General features: G+C 39.2%; 18 protein-coding genes. 4 read left to right on the top strand and 14 right to left on the bottom strand.

The features are described 5' to 3' along the window. Positions 1–41: 41 nt before the first annotated feature. From C0Z22_RS06245 to C0Z22_RS06235, 3 genes are all read right to left on the bottom strand, one after another. On the bottom strand, positions 42–317 hold the full coding sequence (locus C0Z22_RS06245) for a hypothetical protein (protein WP_103217481.1): 276 nt from the start codon (positions 315–317) through the stop codon (positions 42–44). An 18-nt stretch (positions 318–335) separates the two neighbouring features. Next, positions 336–692, bottom strand: a complete 357-nt coding sequence (locus C0Z22_RS06240) for a hypothetical protein (RefSeq protein WP_103217480.1) — start codon at positions 690–692, stop codon at positions 336–338. A gap of 88 nt (positions 693–780) precedes the next feature. Continuing rightward, positions 781–1518: an NAD-dependent deacylase gene (locus C0Z22_RS06235; protein ID WP_199177526.1), complete on the bottom strand. Its 738-nt coding sequence runs from the start codon at positions 1516–1518 to the stop codon at positions 781–783. A gap of 48 nt (positions 1519–1566) precedes the next feature. Between C0Z22_RS06235 and C0Z22_RS06230 the strand changes: the two genes are divergently transcribed. Beyond that, positions 1567–2619, top strand: a complete 1053-nt coding sequence (locus tag C0Z22_RS06230; RefSeq protein ID WP_103217478.1) for a metal-dependent hydrolase — start codon at positions 1567–1569, stop codon at positions 2617–2619. On the opposite strand, the gene C0Z22_RS06225 is transcribed toward C0Z22_RS06230, so the two are convergent. Continuing rightward, positions 2605–3273, bottom strand: coding sequence for an acyl-CoA thioester hydrolase/BAAT C-terminal domain-containing protein (locus tag C0Z22_RS06225; RefSeq protein WP_103217477.1), 669 nt, complete (start codon positions 3271–3273; stop codon positions 2605–2607). The genes C0Z22_RS06230 and C0Z22_RS06225 overlap by 15 nt on opposite strands. Before the next feature lie 36 nt (positions 3274–3309). Here C0Z22_RS06225 and C0Z22_RS06220 point away from each other — a divergent pair, with 36 nt between their 5' ends. Next, on the top strand, positions 3310–3597 hold the full coding sequence (locus C0Z22_RS06220) for a hypothetical protein (RefSeq protein WP_146037820.1): 288 nt from the start codon (positions 3310–3312) through the stop codon (positions 3595–3597). A gap of 43 nt (positions 3598–3640) precedes the next feature. On the opposite strand, the gene C0Z22_RS06215 is transcribed toward C0Z22_RS06220, so the two are convergent. Together C0Z22_RS06215 and C0Z22_RS06210 are read right to left on the bottom strand one after the other, a co-directional pair. Next, a complete protein-coding gene (locus C0Z22_RS06215) occupies positions 3641–4357 on the bottom strand; it encodes a diacylglycerol/polyprenol kinase family protein (RefSeq protein WP_103217475.1) in 717 nt (238 codons plus the stop codon). A gap of 37 nt (positions 4358–4394) precedes the next feature. Next, positions 4395–5720, bottom strand: coding sequence for a cation:proton antiporter (locus tag C0Z22_RS06210; RefSeq protein WP_103217474.1), 1326 nt, complete (start codon positions 5718–5720; stop codon positions 4395–4397). Positions 5721–5877: 157 nt separating this feature from the next. On the opposite strand from C0Z22_RS06210, the gene C0Z22_RS06205 reads away from it, so the two are divergent. Both C0Z22_RS06205 and C0Z22_RS06200 read left to right on the top strand, forming a co-directional pair. Continuing rightward, on the top strand, positions 5878–6345 hold the full coding sequence (locus C0Z22_RS06205) for a hypothetical protein (RefSeq protein WP_103217473.1): 468 nt from the start codon (positions 5878–5880) through the stop codon (positions 6343–6345). A gap of 228 nt (positions 6346–6573) precedes the next feature. Continuing rightward, on the top strand, positions 6574–14193 hold the full coding sequence (locus C0Z22_RS06200; protein WP_103217472.1) for a hypothetical protein: 7620 nt from the start codon (positions 6574–6576) through the stop codon (positions 14191–14193). A 22-nt stretch (positions 14194–14215) separates the two neighbouring features. Here C0Z22_RS06200 and C0Z22_RS16320 read toward each other — a convergent pair whose 3' ends face one another. From C0Z22_RS16320 to C0Z22_RS06165, 8 genes are read right to left on the bottom strand one after another with little or no spacing between them, the layout of a single operon-like run. Further along, on the bottom strand, positions 14216–14347 hold the full coding sequence (locus tag C0Z22_RS16320) for a hypothetical protein (RefSeq protein WP_255407611.1): 132 nt from the start codon (positions 14345–14347) through the stop codon (positions 14216–14218). Further along, positions 14338–15051, bottom strand: a complete 714-nt coding sequence (locus C0Z22_RS06195) for a sulfite exporter TauE/SafE family protein (protein ID WP_146037819.1) — start codon at positions 15049–15051, stop codon at positions 14338–14340. Before C0Z22_RS06195 ends, C0Z22_RS16320 begins: the two co-directional genes overlap by 10 nt. Beyond that, positions 15035–16453, bottom strand: coding sequence for a cytochrome c oxidase accessory protein CcoG (gene ccoG / locus C0Z22_RS06190; RefSeq protein WP_158246833.1), 1419 nt, complete (start codon positions 16451–16453; stop codon positions 15035–15037). Before ccoG ends, C0Z22_RS06195 begins: the two co-directional genes overlap by 17 nt. A 9-nt stretch (positions 16454–16462) precedes the next feature. Then, entirely contained in the window at positions 16463–17074 is a 612-nt protein-coding gene (locus tag C0Z22_RS06185; protein WP_158246832.1) for a cbb3-type cytochrome c oxidase N-terminal domain-containing protein, read from the bottom strand. Next, on the bottom strand, positions 17067–17267 hold the full coding sequence (locus C0Z22_RS06180) for a cbb3-type cytochrome c oxidase subunit 3 (protein ID WP_021267131.1): 201 nt from the start codon (positions 17265–17267) through the stop codon (positions 17067–17069). The genes C0Z22_RS06185 and C0Z22_RS06180 overlap by 8 nt, the downstream gene beginning before the upstream one ends. 2 nt (positions 17268–17269) lie before the next feature. Then, on the bottom strand, positions 17270–19423 hold the full coding sequence (gene ccoN, locus C0Z22_RS06175; RefSeq protein WP_103217575.1) for a cytochrome-c oxidase, cbb3-type subunit I: 2154 nt from the start codon (positions 19421–19423) through the stop codon (positions 17270–17272). Between the two features lie 8 nt (positions 19424–19431). Beyond that, on the bottom strand, positions 19432–19608 hold the full coding sequence (gene ccoS / locus C0Z22_RS06170) for a cbb3-type cytochrome oxidase assembly protein CcoS (protein ID WP_103217468.1): 177 nt from the start codon (positions 19606–19608) through the stop codon (positions 19432–19434). Next, positions 19608–22052 carry a heavy metal translocating P-type ATPase gene (locus tag C0Z22_RS06165; protein ID WP_103217467.1) on the bottom strand — a complete coding sequence of 815 codons (2445 nt, stop codon included), beginning with the start codon at positions 22050–22052 and terminating at the stop codon, positions 19608–19610. Before C0Z22_RS06165 ends, ccoS begins: the two co-directional genes overlap by 1 nt. Between the last annotated feature and the right edge of the window lie 34 nt (positions 22053–22086).

Genomic DNA, 22086 nt, shown 5'->3' with positions numbered 1-22086 from the left:
ACCCATTGGGTGCCTTCTTTATTTATACTTTATTGTATGAATTATTTTTCAGTACAAGTTTCGTAGCAAAGGTTTCTTTGAGCTTCGTCTTGAACAAGAGCACACTCATCAAAACACCATGGCATTGACTTGTTACCTGATTGGTACATGTAGTTATCAATACAGTAGTCACGAACTGAATTGAAACATGTGTAGAAGTCTTCTTTGTTTGTTAACTCTTTACAAGTTTCTTGAGCTTCCATTGCACAAATTTTGATTTGGTTTGCGCTTGCATTTATTGAAATAAAAAGAGTCGCTGCTAGTAATAGTTTTTTCATATTTTTTCCCTCTAATGATTAAAGATCATAAACACATGAAGCTTTATTTCCTGTGATCTTTGCAAGTTCACTAAGGGCCGCTTCATATTGATATGAATTTAGTTTTCCATTTTCTTTTAAAGTATATTTTGATTTGTTATTACCTAGATCTTTCTCAGCTAGAACTTTGAAGTAGTCTGAGTAGATAATATTCTCAAGATCAACTAGGGCGTGATCCGAAATACGGGCCCAGTTGACGATGAGATTATATTGATGAAGCTTAGTATAGCCAGTGGCATAGTAAGCATTTTCGCAAATTTCTCTAATATTACTTGAAGCTTGTGTGTTTGATGTAACTGCAAACAGCATCGCTAGTGTTAAAATCACTGATTTCATTTATCTCTCCAATAGCATTGAGTGCCCACTTATAGCCAAGGGAAAACGAAAATTAAAGTGATTTTATGAGATATGTAATTTCTGCATGCTAGATGGCAAGCATGGATTCCACGAAGTGACGTACGCCCTGCGTTGCAACTTCTGCGATTGTTTCATCAAAGAGCTCAGCATTATTTGTCGGATGTGGATTAATCTCTAAACAATGAGCACCAGCGCTTTTTGCAATAGCAACAAAGTTTGCGGCCGGGTAGACAAGCCCTGAAGTACCTATTGAGACAAATAGATCGCAATTGAGTAGTGCCTGTTGAATTTCATCTAAGAAAAGCGGGACTTCACCAAACCAAACGATATGTGGCCTAAGATTTCCTTTGGTATGACAACATTGGCAGCGATCTTCGATGGTAAGGTCTTTAGTCCATTCATAGATTTTCTTGGTTTTCTTGCAGCGAATTTTTAGAAGTTGGCCATGCATATGAAAGATATTCTTTGAGCCGGCCCTTTCATGAAGATTGTCGACGTTTTGAGTGATAACCGTTGTATGAAAACTTCCTGTCTTTTCAAGTTCCGCAAGTGCTATGTGAGCATCATTTGGGTGAACTTCACCTGACTGTAACTGTCGTCTTCTTTGGTTGTAGAATTCGTTAACTAAATTTGGGTTATTGTTAAAGGCCAAGGGGGAGGCTACCTCGTAGATGTCGTGGTTTTCCCAGAGCCCATTTTGGTCACGAAAAGTCTTTAATCCCGACTCCTTAGAGATGCCAGCGCCTGTTAGTATACAAATATTTTTTATGCCAGCAAGGAGTGCTTGGTCTTTTAAAAATTTCATTAATTTATGGTAACATACTCTTGGTGAATACATAAAGTGAGGATTTTAGTGGACCCATTATCACAGGCAGTGCTCGGTTCGATGGCATCTCTTGGAGCGGCCAAAGTTAAAGCAAAAATGCGTCAAAAAACAAAAGATAGTAGTGACTCTAATGACTCTAATGAATCTAAAGAAACGCCTAGTTTAAAGGTGATAGCTCTATGGGGTGCTCTTGCTGGGATGGCCGCTGACCTAGATGTCTTAATTCGTTCATCCTCTGATCCTCTATTTCATGTTCAGTTTCACAGGCATTTCACTCACTCTCTCTTCTTTATACCAATAGGGGCCTTAATCGTTAGTTTATTTCTTAAACTATTTCGTGTGCCTGTGAAAAGAAGTTATCTTTATACGTTTTGTGCCTATGCAACTCATGGGCTTCTTGATTCATTCACAAATTATGGAACTCAGCTTTTTTGGCCACTTTCTTCAACAAGAGTGGCGCTAAATACCGTTGCTGTCATTGATCCACTTTGTACTATCCCGCTCGTTATTCTTGTTATTCTTTGCCTTCGAACAAAGAATTTAAAATTTAATGATGCCGCCATTATTTATGTCATTGCTTTTATGTCACTTGGTTTTTATCAACGTGAGCGAGTTACTAATTTCCTAACGTCTAAGGGCCTTATTAATGAACAAACACAAAGGCAGATGATTAAGCCGACAATTTTTAATAATGTCATATGGCGAGGAATTGTCGTCGATCAAGATCAAGCAAAGTTTTATGCTGTTAAAAGTATTCCTTTTGGTAAGATTAAGCTTTATCCAAAAAGTGAGAGTGCATCGATTGTTAAAGAAAATGAAATTAAAAACCTTTTAAAGCACTATAAGTCTCAGAAGTTTCCTTATGACTATGAGAGGTTTAGAAGCTTCACTAGCGGTTATCTGCATTGGGGCCAAGATAATACAATTGTGGATTCACGCTACAGTATTCTTCCATATTCATCACAGGCCATGTGGGATATTAAATTTCATAAGGGAGAAGGGCACGTTGTCTTCAATACATCTCGTGCCGTTGATATTAATTCACGAAAAGAGTTCTTAAAGTTACTATTTGATTTCTAATAAGAAGGTCTCAATAGCACTAATATTCTCAGGCGCAATTTCGTGAGAGTTAATTTTAAAGCTTACATATTGAGCATTAGAGATCTTCTTTTTAAGTTCAATAAAGCTATTATGAGAGTTTTGAAATTCAACAACGGGGTCACCTTCATTATGTACTGAAAGATGATTAAAGCTTAAGTTTTCTCCAAGCTTATCAACTCTTGTATTTGCATTAATTGCAATTGAAGCATTTATTCCGGGTAGGTAGCTTGCCATAATTGGCGCAAGGTAGCCTCCCTGAGAGTATCCAATAATTATGACATCCTTAAAGTCAATTGCGTTGGCCTTAAGATAGTTTCCAAGGGCCTGGATTGGTGTACTCATATCAATATAATATTTCTGTCTTGTGTGGTCGTAGAAATACCAACTATAGCGATAAGTAATTTCTTTAGGTCTAATCTTAGGAATTGGAAAAATCCCATTTGGAATAAGAATACGAAAGTTCTGTATAATCTCTGATGAAAATTTATCGACAATATTTTCTTTTATTTGTTCATTGTTTTGGGCAAAACCATGTAGGACTAAAAGAGTTTTTTGCGCTTTAGGATTGCCGACTTCAATAGAATCAATCGGGAGATTTGTACCAACATTTGTTCGACTAGTATTATTTTCCATATGTTTTATAATAGATGGAGCGAGGAGAATTTAAAAGTGAATTCTAAAATGCAGCATACATTCAAGGACGATGAAATCGATTTAGCAAAAGAGATTATTCTGGAGAATATATCATTCTTTGAATGGATGAATATGGAAAATCTTCTCATTTCAATAAAGAGTGAAGATCTAAGCCTTCTTGATGATGTAAATATGGAAGTCCTCGAAGCCTATCTCAATGAGTTTATTAGAGAAGGACTAGTGGAAGTGAAGCACGAGGCTAAGAATGAAGCTTTCTATCGTCGCGTGCAAATAAAGAAGAAGAAATTTTTAAAGTTCTTCTAGTAGTTTTCTACTTATCTTTCTATTTATCTTTCTATTTATCTTTCTAAAGAAAAATTGCCATAAATAACCAAAGCGCTCCAGCTGTTGAAAGTGGAATCGTTAGGTTGTCATCAATTTTAAAATCCATAAAGTCTACTGCTGTTACCACAAGAGAGCTGAAGATTGAAACGAGTGCTATCTTTATATTAAACTCATGGACATTTATAAGTACCATTAGGTGAATGGCAAGTGTGGCAATTAAGAAGGCCAAAGTTCCCTCAAGGGAGCGATTCGCTTTTAATTTAGTTTTACCAAAACGAATTCCAATGATTGCGCTTAATGGGTCACAAACAGCAAGAGTGAAGACGGCCACTAGTGAAATCGTTTTTGGAAAAGTTAAGATTGTAAGAAGTAGGCCCATAAGATACGGCATGGAAGCTGACTCTTTAAGTTGTTCCTCTGCACGTAAAAGGTAGCGGCTACCTAGCTTCATTAATTTATTTTCTGGATAGTTAATTCTTATCTGTTCAAGAATATAGAATACACATGTAGCAATACCAAGGATGTGAACAGCTTGGGCGTGAGTAAGAAAATGCTTATAGATCATTCCCGCAATAAGGCCCATCGAAAAGTGGAAAATCCTACGTGGCATATGTAGGTCTTTTCTCGTTTTCGTTATCTCTTCTTTTGTATCGTTTTCTTCTTGTGAAACTTGTTCAGCTATATCTTTAGTCGATGTTTCCACATCGTTTTTTTCATTATTTGCAATTGTCGTATCCATATGTGCATCTTAACTCAGGTTGTTAATCCTGACAAAACTATTTTTTTAGTCCTGACAGACTGTTCGATATAAAGTCTTTGGTGATTTTGAAGATTGATCGGCGATCCTGTCCATAACTATACTGCCCATCACTCAGGGACTCTAAAGAGACCTCTCCACTGCGTTTAAGGGCCTCTTTGAGGATAAGTGGCCCTGCAATTTCAAAGATGAATATACTGGAAATGATGGTCTGAAAGATTATACCACTTGTGATATGGGGGATTTTTTGAATGGTCATGGCAATAGCTATGGCCGTACCAGCATGTGAATAGAGGCAATGACCTAACATACTGTAATCATTGCTTTTTACTCGCTTTGCAAAGAAGCGATGGGCCACAAAAATAGATAGTGTTCGAATGACGATGTACATGATCACAAAGAGTGCGTCATCAGATATAAGCCCTGCAATATTGATATGGGTGCCAGCAAAGACAAAGAAAATGGCATAGAGTGAACTTCCAATATCTCTAACTGTCGTATGAATGAGGCGACCTTTTGAAGAAGCTTGGGTGACAGTAAAACCTAAAACTAACGATATCAAGAGTACATTCAACTTTAAGAAATAAGCGAGTGTTTGAGCAAAGAGAATCATTGTTATGATGGAAAAGAGAAAGTTACCAATCTTATTCTCAAAATTTTCAAGCCAAGTAAGAAGAAGTCCCAGTACAACTCCTACTGCAATTGATCCGATCACTTCTTTGGCCATGGAAAGTAGTGACTGATAAGCAGAGGCAGAGGAAGGCCACAGGTCTGTTGCTTCAAAAATTGAAGTCAAAAATAAACTCCCAACAATTGTTAGTCCAGTGACTACGGCCAAGTGAATCATGATAGCATCAGTAATTGGGCCATGTGTGTTGTATTCTTTCATTACTAGTACTGTTGTAGGGGGAGCCGCTTCGATACTTATAATTCCAAGCATTGAGGATATTATAAAAATATTTGTAAAGGAGAGTCCGGTAAAGATAGCAAGACAAGTGGCAAAGAGAACACTGCTAATCAAGAACATCAGAAAAACTTTAAGGTGAGTTTCTTTAATTATTTCATTGCTTAAGCGCCTTAAGAGATACTTATTAAATTCCCCGCCAATATTAAAGAGAATAAGGCCTAGAGCAAGGTCAGAAAGATAATTAGTTTTTTCAAGAAATTCGTGAGTGATTAGGCCTGTGACATATGGCCCTAGAATAATCCCTAGCATAATAAAACCACTGACCTTAGGGATTCCTATAAATTTAGTAAAACGTGCTACCACAAGACATAACAGAAGGCACAGGCCTAGAATTGGAATAACGGCCTGGGTATCTGTTAAATCGATGAAGTCGAACACATTTAACCTCGCTCATTGGCTTTGTTGAAATTTAACGCACACAGACGCTAGATCAAACTTAAGAGGTATAAAGATGCGTTAATAATATTAAGTTTTTTACAACTAAGGATGTAAATGGCTACAATAGAGCTATCAATTATTTAACGAGGTTGTTCATTTGAAGAAGAAAATCTATTTCACACTTTTTATTCTCGCAATTATTGCAGGTCTTCTAGGTTGGGGAATTTTAAATTATCCAAAGTCTGATGGGACTCGCTCGGGTAAATTAGTGCGAATCACAAAGAAAGGTGTCTTCTTTAAAACTTATGAAGGAACGCTAGATCTTGGAAGTGGTGATCGACTGACGTGGGGATTTTCTGTTCATGATAAAGCGCTTGGCGAACAATTAATTGCTCAGGCCGGAAAGAATGTAAAACTTGAGTACAAAGAACTCTTTTTTAAATTTTTCTATGAAACAAATAATGTCGTTGATGGCTGGTCAATTGTTGAGAGCCCAGAAGATAATGTCTTTCTATGTCGCTTAGTTCGTATCCTTCAAGAAAACTCTTCAATTGTTGAGTATTTAAGACCTCGAATTCAAGAACAGGATAGTGAACTACTTCAGCGCATGCGAGAGTGTAAGTAGTTTAGCTGGCCTTCGAAGTTGGCAGTTTGGAATTACGCCATGTCAAATCAAGGCCATGGCAAGAATTTCACTTCTCAATAGAGTAGTTTTGTAAGAGCTTAATATTACAGGACTTTATGAATGGCTTCTTGAGTTTATTCTGCTAAATACTAAAAATTGTTAAGAAAATTAACTTTATGTCGATAAACTTGTTTGAGTAAGTAAAATTATTTAACAGGTTTGATATCGATGCACGTTTTTCTCCTTCTATTAGCAATAGCTTTTAGCTCCTGTTCGAAAATTAAGTACTCTATCGTTGGTGATGGAGCAATCACAATTCCGACAGTTTCTTTATTGGATTCAGACTCTAGTAGCCCCGAAATTAGTAATGACTTAACTGTTGGGCTTAATATCACCAACACAAGTGGCGCTACAAAGTATTGTGTTTCAGAATCTCAGACAACTCAGCCTACAGATACACTAACTTGTAACGGAGGAGCGTGGACACCTGCCCCTCCTGCGACTTATACATTTTCTCCTGGAGAAGGTAGTCGCGACCTGTATGTTTGGACAGCAAATAGTGGTGATGAAGTTTCAGAAGATCCTATTATTGGAACCATTGAAGTTGATACCGTAGCACCATCTACTGCAATCACAACTCCTCCCGCTACTGTTATTGATGAAACGAATCAAACGAATTTTACTTTAGCGGGAACTTGTAGTGAAGATGGTGGTGAAGTTCATTTATCAAATGCAATAACAGCAACAACTACTTGTTCTGGTGGGAGTTGGAGCGTTGATGTCGATACATCAGCAATCCCTAATGGCAGTCTCGATTTTGATGTTGTCTATACTGATAGCGCTGGAAACTCCTCTGCTCAAGAAACGATTACTCTGACAAAAAATGTTTCGATGCCAGATCCTACAATCACGATGGCAACGAGTGACTCAAATGATTTATCAGTAGGCCTTAGCATTGGTAATGATACTTATGCAACGATGTGGTGTTTATCTGAATCACAGTCTACAAAGCCAGCGGATACTTCTACTTGTAGTGACGGTAGTTGGGTGACGACTGAGCCTACTGATTTTACCTTTTCAGCAGGAGCAGATGGATCAAGAACTGTTTATATTTGGACCGCTACAACTGGTGAGTATATTAATGATAATCCCATTAGTGCGACAATAAATTATGATACTTCAATTCCAAGTGTGACTATTACAAACACAGCAGGTGAAGTCTTTGGCCCAAGTGCTACATTATCAGGAACGTGTACAGAAGATGGTAGCGTGACTTTAAGTGGAAATGTCGTAACCAAGACAACTGCATGTACAGGAGGCAATTGGAGCGATACCTTTGATTTTAGCTCTCAAGCAGATGGAGCTGTAACCGTAAGTGCAACAGTTACTGATAGTGCCGGAAATACCTCAAGTGCTGAATCTAAAAACTTCTCAAAAACTTCCAGCTACTTACACTCACTAAATCTCGATACAATTAATAGTTATGATATTGCTTTAAGCTACGCTGTTATCAATACAACAAATCTACAAACATATAAGTATCACCTTGTGACGGGAGCAATTGCCCCTAGTGATTGTTCTGCAGGAATTGACTTTGGTAATACAAACTTAACTCAAAATATATCGTCACTTAATCCTTCGACTCAATATAGTTTAACGGTTTGTTATATTGATACTTCAAATAATACGATCGGGCAGCAGGCCCAGACATTCACAACAGCAGCAATCGCTTCATCTGGAACTGGCCTTGTTTGTTCAGGTGGAGGAGATGTAAACACAACTTGTTATGTAAATGATCTACAAACAATGGCGGATTCAACAGTCATTTATATTCCAGGTAATCTCGTTATTCAAAGTGGTGGAGACATCTCTTCAAATGCTCTTGAAAAAATAATTATGCAAGTTGATGGAAATGTCACAATTGAATCTGGTGGAAAAATTTCTGCAAACCTAACTCTTCTAAGTACAACTACTCTTGATATCCAGGCAGGTGCAAGTATTGATGTTTCAAGTAAAGGTTATGCTGGTGGAGCAAGTGGTGCTGCAAATGGAAGTGGGCCTTCAGGTGGTCTAGGACATTCAAATACAAGTGCTGATCCAGGTGGTGCTGGACACGCTGGAGCTGGTGGAGATGGCCGCTCAAGTGGTGGGACAACTGTTTATGGTTCAAGAACTGAACCTGTTGATTTCGGTTCTGGCGGTGGTGCTGGTGATGATCAATCAGGTGGTGCCGGTGGTGGTGTCGTAAAAATAATAACAACAAATTTAAATATTGATGGAAATATACTTGCTCAAGGTGGAGCAGGTGTTCAAACTTGTTGTGACCAAGGAGCTGGTGGCTCTGGTGGGTCGCTATGGATTATTTCTCAAAATACAATTACTGGTGGCGGTAGTGTTTCTGTTAATGGTGGATCTGCTGGTGCAATCGATGGTGCACAAGGGACAGGTGCTGGAGCAGCTGGACGAGTAGCAATTTATCAAAACACTGGTGTTTATACATTTAATGGAACCATTGGTGTTTCTGGCGGAAGTGTCGGTACTCGCGCATCAGATGGTAGCTTCTATTTAGGTCTTACAAGCAATGACCAACTTTGTGATAGTGGAAATTTTTCTTCAACATGTATTATCAATACTTCTAAAGTTATCGGTGGTGACATAAATCTCACAAGCGGAAATTTAACAATTGATACAACCGGAAACGTAAGTGTTAAGGGCCTTGACTCTGACTTCACTTTTAATAATGCTGGCGGAGATTTCACAATTGCTACTGGTGGGCTTTTATCAATGGATGCAATGACGGCCATTAGTAATATTGTTGCTAATAATTTTAATATGGCCGGAACGCTAAACGCTAATATTTCAGATTCAACTATTTCTAATGCAACGATCACTGGTACCATTAATGTAAATAGTAAAGGCTACTTTGGTGGTCGTGCTATGGGCAATGGTGGAGGACCTGCTGGCGGTATTGGAACAGATGATAATGGTGGTGGCGGTGGTCATGCTACAGATGGTTTCAATGGTAACGCAGGGACGGCCGGTGCTCCTGCATATGGTTCAATCAGTGCTCCTGTCGATTATGGTTCAGGTGGAGGTGCTGGTGGTTCACGTATTGGTGGAAGCGGTGGTGGTGCCGTTAAGTTAAGCGTTACAAATACTTTAGAAATTTCTGGAACAATTTCTGCTAATGGTGGCAATGGCCAAGAAAATAGTGATATCTCAGGTGGTGGTGCAGGTGGTTCAATTTGGCTAACTGCTGATAACTTAATTTTAGCTGCAACACTAACGGCAACTGGTGGAACTTCTGGTCATACCAACTCCGCTGCCAATGGTGCTGGAGGACGAATTTCTATTATTGCAAATCAGGCAACTGTTAATGCAAATGTTAGCCACCTTGCTGGACGTGGAGTTGCAGAGGGAACGGCCTATGTAAATATCCCAAATATTTATCCAAATTGTAGTGGTGGCGGTGATGTTCTAACAACGTGTTATATCAATGATACTCAAACACTCATGGCCAATGTAACTTATACGATTTTAGGAAACTTAACTCTTCAAAGTGGTGCTCTTGTTCAAACTCCTGATGCTACAAGTATTGAACTTAATATTGGAAGTAATCTTGTGATTGAATCTGGCGCAACACTTGCGGCCAATATAACAGAACTTACGGCCACATCTATTGATATCCAAACTGGTGGTGCGATTAATCTAGATGGTCGAGGATACACTGGTGGACGTGATGGTGGTGCTGATGGGAAGGGGCCATCTGCAGGTTTAGGCAATGGTACTGACGAATCAGGTGGTGGAGGCCACGCTTCTGTTGGAGAAAACGGAGAGAATGCTTCAACAGCTGGTGGTAGCGTTATCTACGGTGTAGCTAGTGCTCCAATTGAATATGGTTCTAGTGCTGGGGCATCAAATGGTTACGATGGTGGAGATGGTGGTGGTGCCATTAAAATTATTACAGATAATCTAACGGTTAATGGCTCATTAACGGCCAATGGTACAGACGGTGCTTCTGGCTCAATCTATGCGGCAGGTGGTGGAGCTGGTGGTTCAATCTGGCTTCAAGTAAGCAATTCTTTTACTGGATCGGGGATGATTACTGCTGCTGGTGGTGCTGGTAAGGTTTATAGCTTTGGTGCAGGAAGTGGTTCTGGTGGCCGAATTGCCATTGAGTATAATGGTTCTTCTTATGACTTCTCTGGAAATGTTTTTACGTCAGGTGGTATTGGAAAGAAAAGGGCCGCAGATGGAACATTTTATTTAGCTCTAGGAAATCCTTCTTCAATTTGTGATAGTGGTGATCTGGTTTCAACTTGTTATATAAATGAAAATAAGACGATTGGTGCAAACTATACGATTACTGCAAATAACTTAGAGATCGCAGATAGTGTCTCGCTTTCTGTTGATGGCCTTAACCCTGGTATCGCAGTTGATCTAACTGGTAACTTAACTCTTAAGCCAAATTCTCGTATTACATATATTGCCAATGCTCGTGGTATTGAACTGCTTGCAGATGGAAATGTGACATTAGAAGCAAATGCAATGGTTCTAGCTAATCTCACAAATCTTGAGGCCCAAACACTTGAACTTCAAGCAGGATCAAGCCTCAATGCAAAAGGGCTTGGTTATCGTGGTGCCGGTCTTGGTTATCAAGAAGGATTTGGGATCTCTCCTGGACTTTCAAATAATACAGATGAAGCTGGTGGTGGTGCTCACGCCTCTGTTGGTGGAAACGGAGAAGGCGCAGCAACGCTAGGTGGACAATCTCCATATGGTAGTGAAACTAATCCTGTTGACTATGGTTCAGGTGGTGGAGCTTCTAAGAATATTTCTGGTGGTAATGGTGGTGGGGCCATTAAGATTGTGGCCAACGATATTATTCTAAATGGTAATATCCTGGCACAAGGAAATGACGGAGCAACTACTTCTATTTATGCTTCAGGTGGTGGTGCCGGAGGTTCTGTTTGGATTCAAGCGGCCAATTCAATTATTGGTAGTGGAAATATTCTTGTTTCTGGTGGTGAAGGTAAATTGTATTACTACGGAAGTGGTAGTGGTTCTGGTGGAAGGCTTTCAATTGAACTTGCAGGTAGCAACTATAACCTAACAGGTGTTGTTAATACTAATGGTGGCTCTAGTAGTAAGCACGGAGGCCCTGGAACATTTCACTTAGGACTTTCAACTAATGATGCTATTTGTGATAGTGGTAATTTTGCAACTACTTGTACAATTGCTGCAACTAAGCCATTAGGAAATAATATTTCTCTTACTGGTGCGAATCTTATTCTATCTCCAAGTGCAGGGCTTGCAATTCAAGGCCATAATGGAAATTTCTCAATCGATTTAACTGGAAGTCTAAGCCTTCAAGCTGGCTCAAGTATTTCTTATACAGAATATCTTCGATCGATTTCAATTGCGGCCGACACGGCCATAACAATTGCGAATGGATCATCAATTAATGCGAACCTATCTCTTCTTGAAACATCTGCTTTTGATCTTCAATCTGGTGGCCTAATAAGTGCTGTTGGACTCGGTTACTATGGTTCTAGAAATCGCCTTGAAGAAGGTTTTGGGCCATCGCCTGGACTCACAAATAGTAATGATGAAGCTGGGGGCGGGGCGCACGGTGGAAATGGTGGTAATGGTGAAAACGCAACATCAACTGCTGGTGGTAATAGTCCATATGGTAGCTTAACTGCTCCAATCACTTTTGGTTCAGGTGGTGGTTCATCTGGAAATTACCGAGGTGGAAATGGTGGTGGTGCCATCAAAATTATTGCTGATACTGTTAATGTCGATGGTGAGATTAAGGCCGACGGAAATGCTGGTGCAGGTGCAAGTATTTACGCTGGTGGTGGTGGTGCGGGTGGTTCCGTTTGGATTACTGCTAACACAAGCTTTACTGGTACAGGAGATATTCAGGCCAAAGGTGGTAACTCTGGTGGACGTGGTGCTGGTTCAGGATCAGGTGGTCGCTTATCAGTTGATATCACTACTTCAAGTAATACATTTTCTGGAATATTCAACTATGGGCCTGGTACTTCAACTCATCCAGGTGATTTTGGAACTTTATATTTAGCTTATACAACATTAGACCAATTCTGTGATGTTGGAACAAGTGGAACGACTTGTGAAATTAACAATGCCAAATGGCTACCGAGTGATCTCTTTGCAGGTAACTTAACTATAAATAATGATATTTATCTCTATGATAGCGCTACAAATATTAACGTTACTGGAGATCTGCTTGTAAAATCTGGTGCAACGATTCAATCTCAAAATCGTGACAAGTACACTTTTGATATTTCTGGAAATGCAACGATTGAAGCCGGTGCCACGATGAAGGTTAACCTTGCAGATTTTATTGCAACAAATCTCGATCTTGCAGGAACAGTTGATGTTTCACAAAGAGGTTATACGAGTACATCTGGACCTGGTGGAGGTAAAGACTCTAGTGGTGGAAATAATCATGGCGGTGCTGCTAGTTACGGAAGTATTGGTGGCCAAGGTTATAGTGCCAACACTTGGGGTAGTCTTTATGGAGATGAAACTGCACCAACTGATTTCGGTTCTGGTGGTGGACGTCATGCTCATGCTGCCGGTGGTGACGGTGGTGGTGCCGTTAAGTTTTCTATTTCAAACCTAACAAATTTTACGGGCGCTATTTTATCTAATGGTGGGAATGGTACTTATATATCAGGAAACTATGGTTCAGGTGGTTCTGGTGGTTCAATTTGGATCAACACTGGTTCAATTACTGGAAATGGATCAATGGCCGCTCAAGGTGGTTCTGCAAGTGGATCTTCAAGTGGACATGGTGGCGCGGGTCGAATTGCTATTACGATGACAGACATTAGTGGTGTCTATCAATATGGTGGAACAATTGATATGAAAAATAATGATCGTGGAATTGATGAAGGTTCATTCTATGTATCATTAATGGATCAGGACTCAATTTGTACAACAGGTGACTTTGCCTCAACTTGTACCGTTAGTAACGACCTAACTCTAGGTGGTGTACAAAGCTTTACTGGTGCCGGAAACTTTATTCTTGATACAGCGATGACTCTTAGAGTTTATGGAAATAATACTGATGTAGGTTTTGATATTAGTGGGAATTTCTCAACAGCAACTTCTAGTTTAATTTCTGCAAGTAAGGATATTTCTCAAATCCATTCAGGTGGTGTTGTCACTTTTGATGGAGCTGTTGAAGCTGGTCTTCCTGATGTCTACGCTGTTGGTGATATTAATGTGAATGCTTCTATTTCTTCTCTTGGTAAAGGGGAGCTTCCTGGCCGAATTGGTCATAATGGATATGGAGTGGCAGGTGGACTTGCCTGTTCTAGTGGAAATAATCCGGCCGGAGCGGGAGGACACGCTGGTGCCGGTGGTGATGGTTATTGTACCAATAGTGGAATTACATATGGTAGTGCAACTGAGCCAAATACTCCGGGCTCTGGTGGTGGAAGTGATGACTCGGGAGATTACAGTGGTGGTGCTGGTGGTGGTGTCATCTGGTTAGTTTCAGATGCTAATGTAAATATCTCCGCTGCAGTCGATTCAAATGGTGTTAACGGAAATCTCTCTGGTGCAACAGGTGGCTCTGGTGCTGGTGGTTCGGTTTATGTAAAGGGCCTTACTTGTGATGGTAGTGGAAATATATCAACAATTGGTGGATCAAATACGACTGGCTTCCGCGGTTCAGGTGGCGGTGGTGGTCGCATCCATGTAAATTGTGGAACGAATAATTGGCTCGGTTTAGCTGACGCATCAGGTGGTCTTGGTGCCGATGCTAGTCGTAATGGTGGAGTCGGTAGCATTGACTACACAGTCATTCCATAAATATATGTATTGGATACGTTTACTAAGACCAGTATTTAATAGTTAAAGCAACTAGTAGACATGGAAATAAGATGATGACTGTAAAGATCAGAAAGTTAAATGCATAGTATTCTGGGTCTTGAAAGAATTTTGTGATCATTTTTTTTAGTGACATGTTGGCGCTCCTGCCGCTGGACTCCACATCATATACACACGATAGACAATTGTGGCAGTTCCAATAATTAAAAATAAGTAAGGGACTCCAGCTTGAATACGAGTTGGAAATTTTATTTTCCTAATCGCACTTGGCCCAAGGAGAAGTCCTGGTAGTGTTCCTAGCCAAAAGAAGAACACAAAGAGTGCCGCAAGTGTTGGAGAGGCCGCACTTATTGCAAGTGCTAACATCGCCCATAATAGCCCACATGGAAGTAGAACACTAATACCTCCAATTGAAAAATTAAAGAGGTGAGGTTTATTTCCTACTTTCTTTGATATCTTTGGCCAAAGCCTTGCATTTAGATTGTGTAATTTTTGAGAGACTATTTGAGCTAATTTGAAATTTGAAAATTTAAAAAGTCTTTTAAGTCCCATCCAGATTAAGATCAATCCAATACTTAGCCCTGAAAAGAGCATGAGGTATGGATTTGATTTTATATCAAGGATTGTAAAGCCAAGCACCGGAATAACCAGTGCTGTGGCCATGTAGCCCAATAGTCTGCCTACTTGGTAGGACATATTTTGACTAAAGGACTTAGAGACGGCCATAGTAATTCCACCACACATTCCCACACAGTGGAAATTTGCAACAAGTCCCATTGTCAGACCTGCGCTTATGATTACGTAAGGTGAAATTCCCTGCAGACTACTTAGTTGGTCCAACTAAAACCGCCTCTTTTATGATCTCTTCATTTGTGTCGAGATCTTTTATAATGAAATTAAACTTTAAGCTTCCGTTAGTTAGTACATCATTATTAAAAACAATGAAGACAATTTTCCTTTCGTGGTTTGATTTGAAGATGAATGGATTTCTGGGCATCTTCATTTCGTAAGAGCCTTCTTTAATCCCTTCAACTGCAATTTCAATATTTCTTTCAACAATCTCACCACTTTGTTCAATTACAATATGAAAGTGGTTTCTTGTTGTCGTTGGTGAACTTACTGTAAATGGTGTTCCTGGACCTCTAAGGACTGTTGTTGTGATTCCTTGTGACATTGAAACACTATAAACAAATCCAATTAGTAGACCAATTAGAACAACTAGGTAGCTAATATTTCGAATTGAGAAAATATGGCGCCCTTTTCCTTCAATATTACTTTGAGTGTCGTAACGAATGAGTCCTGTCGGGCGATTCGTTTTTAACATGATGTCGTCACATGCATCAATACAGTTTGTACAAGCGATACATTCTAGTTGAACACCTCGTCTGATATCAATTCCTGTTGGACAGGCCTTTACACAAGCATAGCAGTTGATACAATCACCATGCTCTTCAGGTTTCATTCCTGGCTGACGTCTTGGTTCTCCACGTCTTTCATCGTAAAGAATTGCTAGTGAGTTCTCATCCATAATTACAGACTGCATTCTTCCATATGGACAAGCGATAATACAAAATTGCTCTCTAAACCAACCAAAGTCTAGAAGGACAATTGTTGTGATGAGAAGCATGATCGTAAATAGTGTGAAGTTCTCAGCTGGGTTTTGAAAACTTATTGATAGTAGGTGATGAGTACCTACGAAATATCCCAAAAATGTATGTGAGATATGTAGTGAGACTGCAAGAAAAGCAATCCACTTAAGAGATTTTTTAATAAGTTTCTCTTTTGTCCAAGGGCCTTCTGCAAGTTTCTTTCTCGCTCTTGGCTTTCCTTCAATTAGGGCCTCGAGCTTGAGGAAAATTGATGAAATGAAGACTGTTTGTGGACATGCCCAACCACACCAAACGCGCCCAAAAATACTTGTGATAAACCCGATAAAGAAAAGAAAACCGAGTATCACAAATATTAAAATAGGCGCATTGTGGGCATAAAATTTGTATGTAAAGAATGAAAATTCTCTGGCCGGGATATTAAGGAGAATCATTTGTTCTCCTTGAATATATATCCACGGCAAGACTAGATAGACAAAAATAAGAAACCAATAGAATATCTCACGCCTGGTTTTCCAGATCCCTTTAACTTCTTCAGGGAACAGGAAGACTCTGTGTCCACTGTCGTCAGTTGTACCAAGTCTTGATTCGTGTAATTCAAATTGTGATTTCTTTGCCATTTCTTTCTCTTTCAAATTCTAATTTTATTCGCTAAGTAGCTCACCTTGTGGCTCTTTCGCTTTTGCAGGAGTAGTTCCTTGCAGTGCTAATACGTGGTCAGTAACGGCCATGATGTCTTCCTTGCTTAAGATATCTCCCCAAGCAGGCATCCCTTTATCTTCATTACCATGAACAACAAACTTATAGATTTGTTCTGGATCAAGTTTAGTAATATTAATCCAATGTTTATCTGTTAAGTTTGGACCGATGTCCCCACCACCATCATCTAAGTGGCAGGCAGCACAGTTTTCAATAAAAACAGTGTTACCAAGCTCTTTTGCAGCAGGTGTGGCCACGTAGCTGTCGTATGCTTGAATATCGAAGTTGGCAGTGTTTGCTGCTTCTGCATCGATGATCTTTTGCATTTCAGCCATCTCTACCTTGTATGTATCCAACAGTGTTGGTCCATCCATTAGTACGTAGTACATAAAGTAAGGTATCGAGAAAATGAATGATAGGGCCCAAACCCCAGTCCACCAACTTGGAAGCGGGTGGTTGAGCTCTTGAATACCATCGTACTCATGATCCATAACAAGATCTTTCTCATCCTCAAGTACGATATTTTCCTGTTTCGATTTATTATTTTCGTTAGTCATTGTTGCTTCCTTTGTTTTCATTAACGACTGCTTCGCCGTCAGAAAGTGCATTGTTGGCAACTTCTTCATAAAGCTCTTTTGAGCCCGGTCTCATTGACCAGAAGAAGGCCCCTAAGAAGATGGCCGCAAAAATGAATAGCGACACTGCTGGCATCCATTCCCACGGCATATTTTGCATTACTTCAGATTTCATCTCTATTCCTCTGACTTAGTTTCTTTTGTGTCAATTCCAAGTCTTTGTAGATACGCAATAAGTGCGATGATTTCTTTATCTTGCATCTTCATTGGTACACCAAACTCATTTAATCCCTTAGTGATTTGAGTTGCTTGCTCCATTGCAAGATCAATAGCATTCGAAACTTCGTCTTCACTATATGGAGTTCCTAGTGCAACCATAACATCCATTTTCTTTGGAAGCATTTTGAAGTTAACTTTCTTCTTAGTTAGCCAGTCGTAGTTAGGCATGATTGAGCCTGCTGTCACTTCACGTGGATTAATCATGTGACGGTAGTGCCACATATCATTATATTTTCCACCTACACGTGCAAGATCTGGACCGATACGACGTGATCCCCATTGGAATGGTCTATCGTATACAGATTCTGCTGCAGTTGAAGGATTTCCATAACGTAGCTTTTCAGAAACAGTTGGACGAATTTGTTGAGAGTGACAAACGTAACATCCTTCTTTAACAAAGATATCTCGACCAAGAAGCTCTAGTGGAGTGTATGGTTTTACTCTAGGGTCTACTTCGACAAATTTGTTTGAAAGCATTGAAGGAATAATTTCAATTGCTCCACCAACAAGGATTGCAACTAAAGTTAGAACAGTAAAAGTAACAGGAAGCCCTTCAAGCTTTCTGTGAGTTTCAGCATTTGCATCTTCAGGGTGAGCTGAAATAGGTGCCGCTTTAAATACTTCTTCTGATTCTTCTTTGTCTTTGTTTACATACTTTGATTTCTTATAAGTCATCCATAGGTTGAAGATCATTAAGAAGAAACCTAGTAGAACGAATACACCACCAAATGCACGTACCCAGTACATTGGAATAACTTTGATTACAGTTTCAATGAAGTTAGGGTAAACAAGTTTCCCTGTAGCATCAACTGCACGCCACATTAATCCTTGAGTAATACCAGCTACCCACATTGACATCATATAAAGTAGAAGACCAATTGTTGCTAACCAAAATTGAGCGTTAGCAATTTTCTTAGAATATAATTCTGTCTTCCATAGTTTTTCAACACAGTAGTATAGAACACCAACAATTAGCATGTAGTTCCAACCAATTGTACCAGCGTGCACGTGACCAACAACCCAGTCAGTGAAGTGACCGATGTAGTTAACCGATTTAATTGAAAGTAGTGGACCTTCAAAAGTTGCCATACCGTAGAAAGTAACGGCCGTAGCAAAATACTTTAAGATTGGCTCAGTTCTAACTCTATCCCAAACACCTCTTAGTGTTAGAAGGAAGTTGATCATCCCACCCCATGAAGGCATCCATAGGATAATTGAGAAAGTCATACCAAGTGTTTGAACCCAATCTGGAACAGATGAGTAAAGAAGGTGGTGAGGACCTGCCCAAATATAAATAAATACTAGAGACCAGTAGTGAATAATCGAAAGTCTATATGAATAGATTGGACGATTAGCAGTTTTTGGTAAGAAGTAGTAAATGATCCCTAAGAACGGAGTTGTTAGGAAGAAGGCAACAGCGTTGTGCCCATACCACCATTGAACAATCGCATCTTGTACACCAGCATAAATTGGATAAGACTTTAAAAAACTTACTGGAACAGAAAGAGAGTTGAAGATGTGAAGAACAGCAATTGTTACAATTGTTGCTATGTAGAACCAAAGGGCCACATACATATGACGTTCACGTCTTTTAACTAGCGTACCAATGAAGTTAACAGCAAAGACTACCCAAATAACTGCAATGGCAATATCAATTGGCCATTCTAGCTCGGCATACTCTTTCCCTGTTGTAATCCCTAGAGGTAGAGTTAAAGCTGCTGAAACAATAATCAGCTGCCATCCCCAAAAGTGTACCCAAGATAAGAAATCTGAAAAGATTCTTGCCTTACATAATCTTTGAGTTGAATAGTAAACTCCCAGAAACATTCCGTTTCCAACAAATGCAAAAATCGCAGCATTTGTGTGAAGTGGTCTTAGACGGCCAAAAGTTGTCCATTCTATACCTAGGTTAAGTTTCCAATAGGCCAATTGGAAAGCAATAAAGACACCCATAAATAGTGCAATCGCCCCCCAGAAAACTGTCGCCATAAGAAAAGCTTTCGATATCTTATCGTTATACGAGAACTCTTCTAGATTGGCATTTGTACTCATGCTCATAATCATTCTTCCTTTTTTTGGTTGTGAACAATATTATTTTTCTCTTCTTCAAATAAAACTCTAATAGAAGGCGTATCTAAGTCATCATATTGACCCGTTTTAGTCGCCCAAATAAAAAACAACAGAAATCCTACTGCTAAGAATATTGCAATCGGTAGTAGAACGATAATGACTTCCATCAGCTTTTTCCTTTATTTTTTAACATTCTCTTATCAAATCCAATTAACGGAAGTGTACTTGAAAGAAGAACTGTTAATGAACTGATTGGCATTAAAATCGCCGCATGCAGTGGAGTAATGATATGCATTAGCGCCAATGTTATTCCTGCGATATTATAAGTAACTGCAAACATAATATTACGGCGTAAAGTACCTTTCACATTACGTGCAACTTTAAATAAGACCTTTATGAGGTTTAAGTCTTCTTGTGGCATATAAATGTCACAGCTTCTAAGGGCAATGTCTGCTTGTGCACCAATTGCAATTGATACATTAGACTTAATCATGGCAAGAGCATCGTTGTCACCATCACCCACAAAGACAACATTTTCGAGTCTGTTAGCAAGCTCTAGCTTCTGTTCCGGGCTTTGTTCAATATTAAGACTTGCCTCATTGATACCCGCTTCTCTCGCTATCTTTTTTGCCATCTCTGAAGCATCACCAGTAGATAGGTGAATATCAATATTTCTTTGTTGCAAGAAGTTCACAAGCTCTTTTGATTCAGGTCTGATGCTGTCTTCAATTTTAAAAGTGGCAATAATCACTTCATCAGCAAAAAGGGCAATCTCTGCATCAAGTATGCCCTTGCCAATAAAGTAAGTTGTGTCTTCGATTTGTGCCTTAACACCTTTTCCTGTAATCACCTCAGCAACTATATCTTCGTACTTAGAGAGATCAGTATTTGATAGTTTTTGTTTTGAATATTTCTTTAGTGCAAAAGCAATAGGGTGTTGGGCCGCTCTTTCAAGAGTAAATGTTAAAGCAAGGATTTCTTCATCACTTAGATCAGATTGATTTGTAAAACTACTTACTGCAAACTTTCCTTTTGTAAGAGTACCAGTCTTATCAAAGATAATATTCTTTGCATTATTTAACTCTTCTAGGCTTAGCTCGTTTTTAACATAGATACCATACGACTTAAGCTTATTAATTCTAGTCGCAACAACAATTGGTGTGGCCATAGCAAAGGCACAGGGACATCCAACTATTAAAATTGCTAGGATGACTTCAAATGATTTTGAAACGTCTCCAGTATAAAGACCTTGAATAAGTGCCACGATACTTAGAACGATAATTCCAATTGTGAAGTAGCGTGAAATTTTTTGTGCCCATACATTGGCAGGGTTTTTTACGATTGTATTATTCTCAATTGCTGATAGGTTCTTACCTAGTTTTGTTTGCGTTCCAATTGCACTAATTTCAAGTTTGAGGTCATTGCTCAAACTTACAGCACCTGCTGCTATGAAGTCTCCCTTATTAACAACAAGTGGGCGGCTCTCTCCTGTATTAATTGAGTTTAGAATTAGTGCTTTTTCACTTGCAAGCTTTCCGTCGTAGATAATTCTTTCGTCTTCTTCAAAAAGAATTTGATCACCAACCTCAACTTCATTAGAGAAGACATGTTTAATTGTATCGCCAACAATCTTCTTAACTCCAGTGTTTAGAAATAGAGAGGAGATGCCTTTTGTCGACATTGATTTTTGAGTCAACATCTTTACAAAGTAGCGTGACAGTAAAATCAGAAATATAAGTGTTGTGATTGAATCAAAGTATACAGGTCCAGATTCTCTAAAGAAATTAATTGCCGACAGTATGAAGCCAAAGACAATTGCCATTGCTAGTGGGATATCGACATTAGTACTTCTAAGTCTAATAGCACTGACACTATTAACTAAGATTGGCCTAGCACTATAAAGAATCACTGGAAGACAAAATGCAAAGCTTATTCCATCGAATAATTTTACGTAATCTCCAGTTGCCCCGGCATAATTTGAAACAGCGTAGATCATGATATTACTCATGGCCGAAGCTGCAACTCCAATTTGAAGAATATCGCGACGATCACTTAATTTCTTTTCTTGATCTTTTTCAATATTAAACGGGTGAGGAGTGTAGCCAAGTTGCGCAAGAGTTGCAGCAAGCTTTGCAATTGAATACGGTCTTTTTGTATCAATTGTGAAACTACCTAAATTATTTCCAATATTAACCTGGGCCTCAATAACTGAGTTTTCAAGTTTTGAGATTCTTTCAATTAACCAGATACAAGCAAAGCAGTGGACACCTTCAAGTAGAAAGTGAACTTTAAGCTTATCTCCTTCAATTGTAATGTATTCGCGAATAAAAGCTTCGCTATCCATGTATTCAAATTTATTGGCAGATGTCGTAGGGCGCTCTTTTAGGCTATTGGCCTGAGAGCCTTGCTCATTTTGATAGCGATAGAAATCTTCAAGGTTATTACTAAGAAGAAGAGAGTGGACACTCATGCACCCATAGCAACAAAACTTTTCTAATTTGCCATCTCTTTCATTAGTGATGAGCTCACCAGGGGCAATTTCTTCAGAGCAGTGAAGGCACTCTTGTGCCTCGCAAGCCTGTCTCTTGCTTGTGATACTTTGGATATCCATCTCTACATTCTTGTTAGTTATCTTTTTTTTATAA

The sequence above is a fragment of the Halobacteriovorax sp. DA5 genome (assembly GCF_002903145.1).
Classification (GTDB): domain Bacteria; phylum Bdellovibrionota; class Bacteriovoracia; order Bacteriovoracales; family Bacteriovoracaceae; genus Halobacteriovorax_A.
This window is presented reverse-complemented; position numbering and strand designations above follow the sequence as displayed.

Coding starts and splice junctions, on each gene's coding strand:
- C0Z22_RS06245 (WP_103217481.1), bottom strand. CDS start 317: ATGAAAAAACTATTACTAGCAGCGACTCTTTTTATTTCAATAAATGCA.
- C0Z22_RS06240 (WP_103217480.1), bottom strand. CDS start 692: ATGAAATCAGTGATTTTAACACTAGCGATGCTGTTTGCAGTTACATCA.
- C0Z22_RS06235 (WP_199177526.1), bottom strand. CDS start 1,518: ATGAAATTTTTAAAAGACCAAGCACTCCTTGCTGGCATAAAAAATATT.
- C0Z22_RS06225 (WP_103217477.1), bottom strand. CDS start 3,273: ATGGAAAATAATACTAGTCGAACAAATGTTGGTACAAATCTCCCGATT.
- C0Z22_RS06215 (WP_103217475.1), bottom strand. CDS start 4,357: ATGGATACGACAATTGCAAATAATGAAAAAAACGATGTGGAAACATCG.
- C0Z22_RS06200 (WP_103217472.1), top strand. CDS start 6,574: ATGCACGTTTTTCTCCTTCTATTAGCAATAGCTTTTAGCTCCTGTTCG.
- C0Z22_RS16320 (WP_255407611.1), bottom strand. CDS start 14,347: ATGTCACTAAAAAAAATGATCACAAAATTCTTTCAAGACCCAGAATAC.
- C0Z22_RS06185 (WP_158246832.1), bottom strand. CDS start 17,074: ATGACTAACGAAAATAATAAATCGAAACAGGAAAATATCGTACTTGAG.
- C0Z22_RS06180 (WP_021267131.1), bottom strand. CDS start 17,267: ATGAAATCTGAAGTAATGCAAAATATGCCGTGGGAATGGATGCCAGCA.
- ccoN (WP_103217575.1), bottom strand. CDS start 19,423: ATGAGTACAAATGCCAATCTAGAAGAGTTCTCGTATAACGATAAGATA.
- ccoS (WP_103217468.1), bottom strand. CDS start 19,608: ATGGAAGTCATTATCGTTCTACTACCGATTGCAATATTCTTAGCAGTA.
- C0Z22_RS06165 (WP_103217467.1), bottom strand. CDS start 22,052: ATGGATATCCAAAGTATCACAAGCAAGAGACAGGCTTGCGAGGCACAA.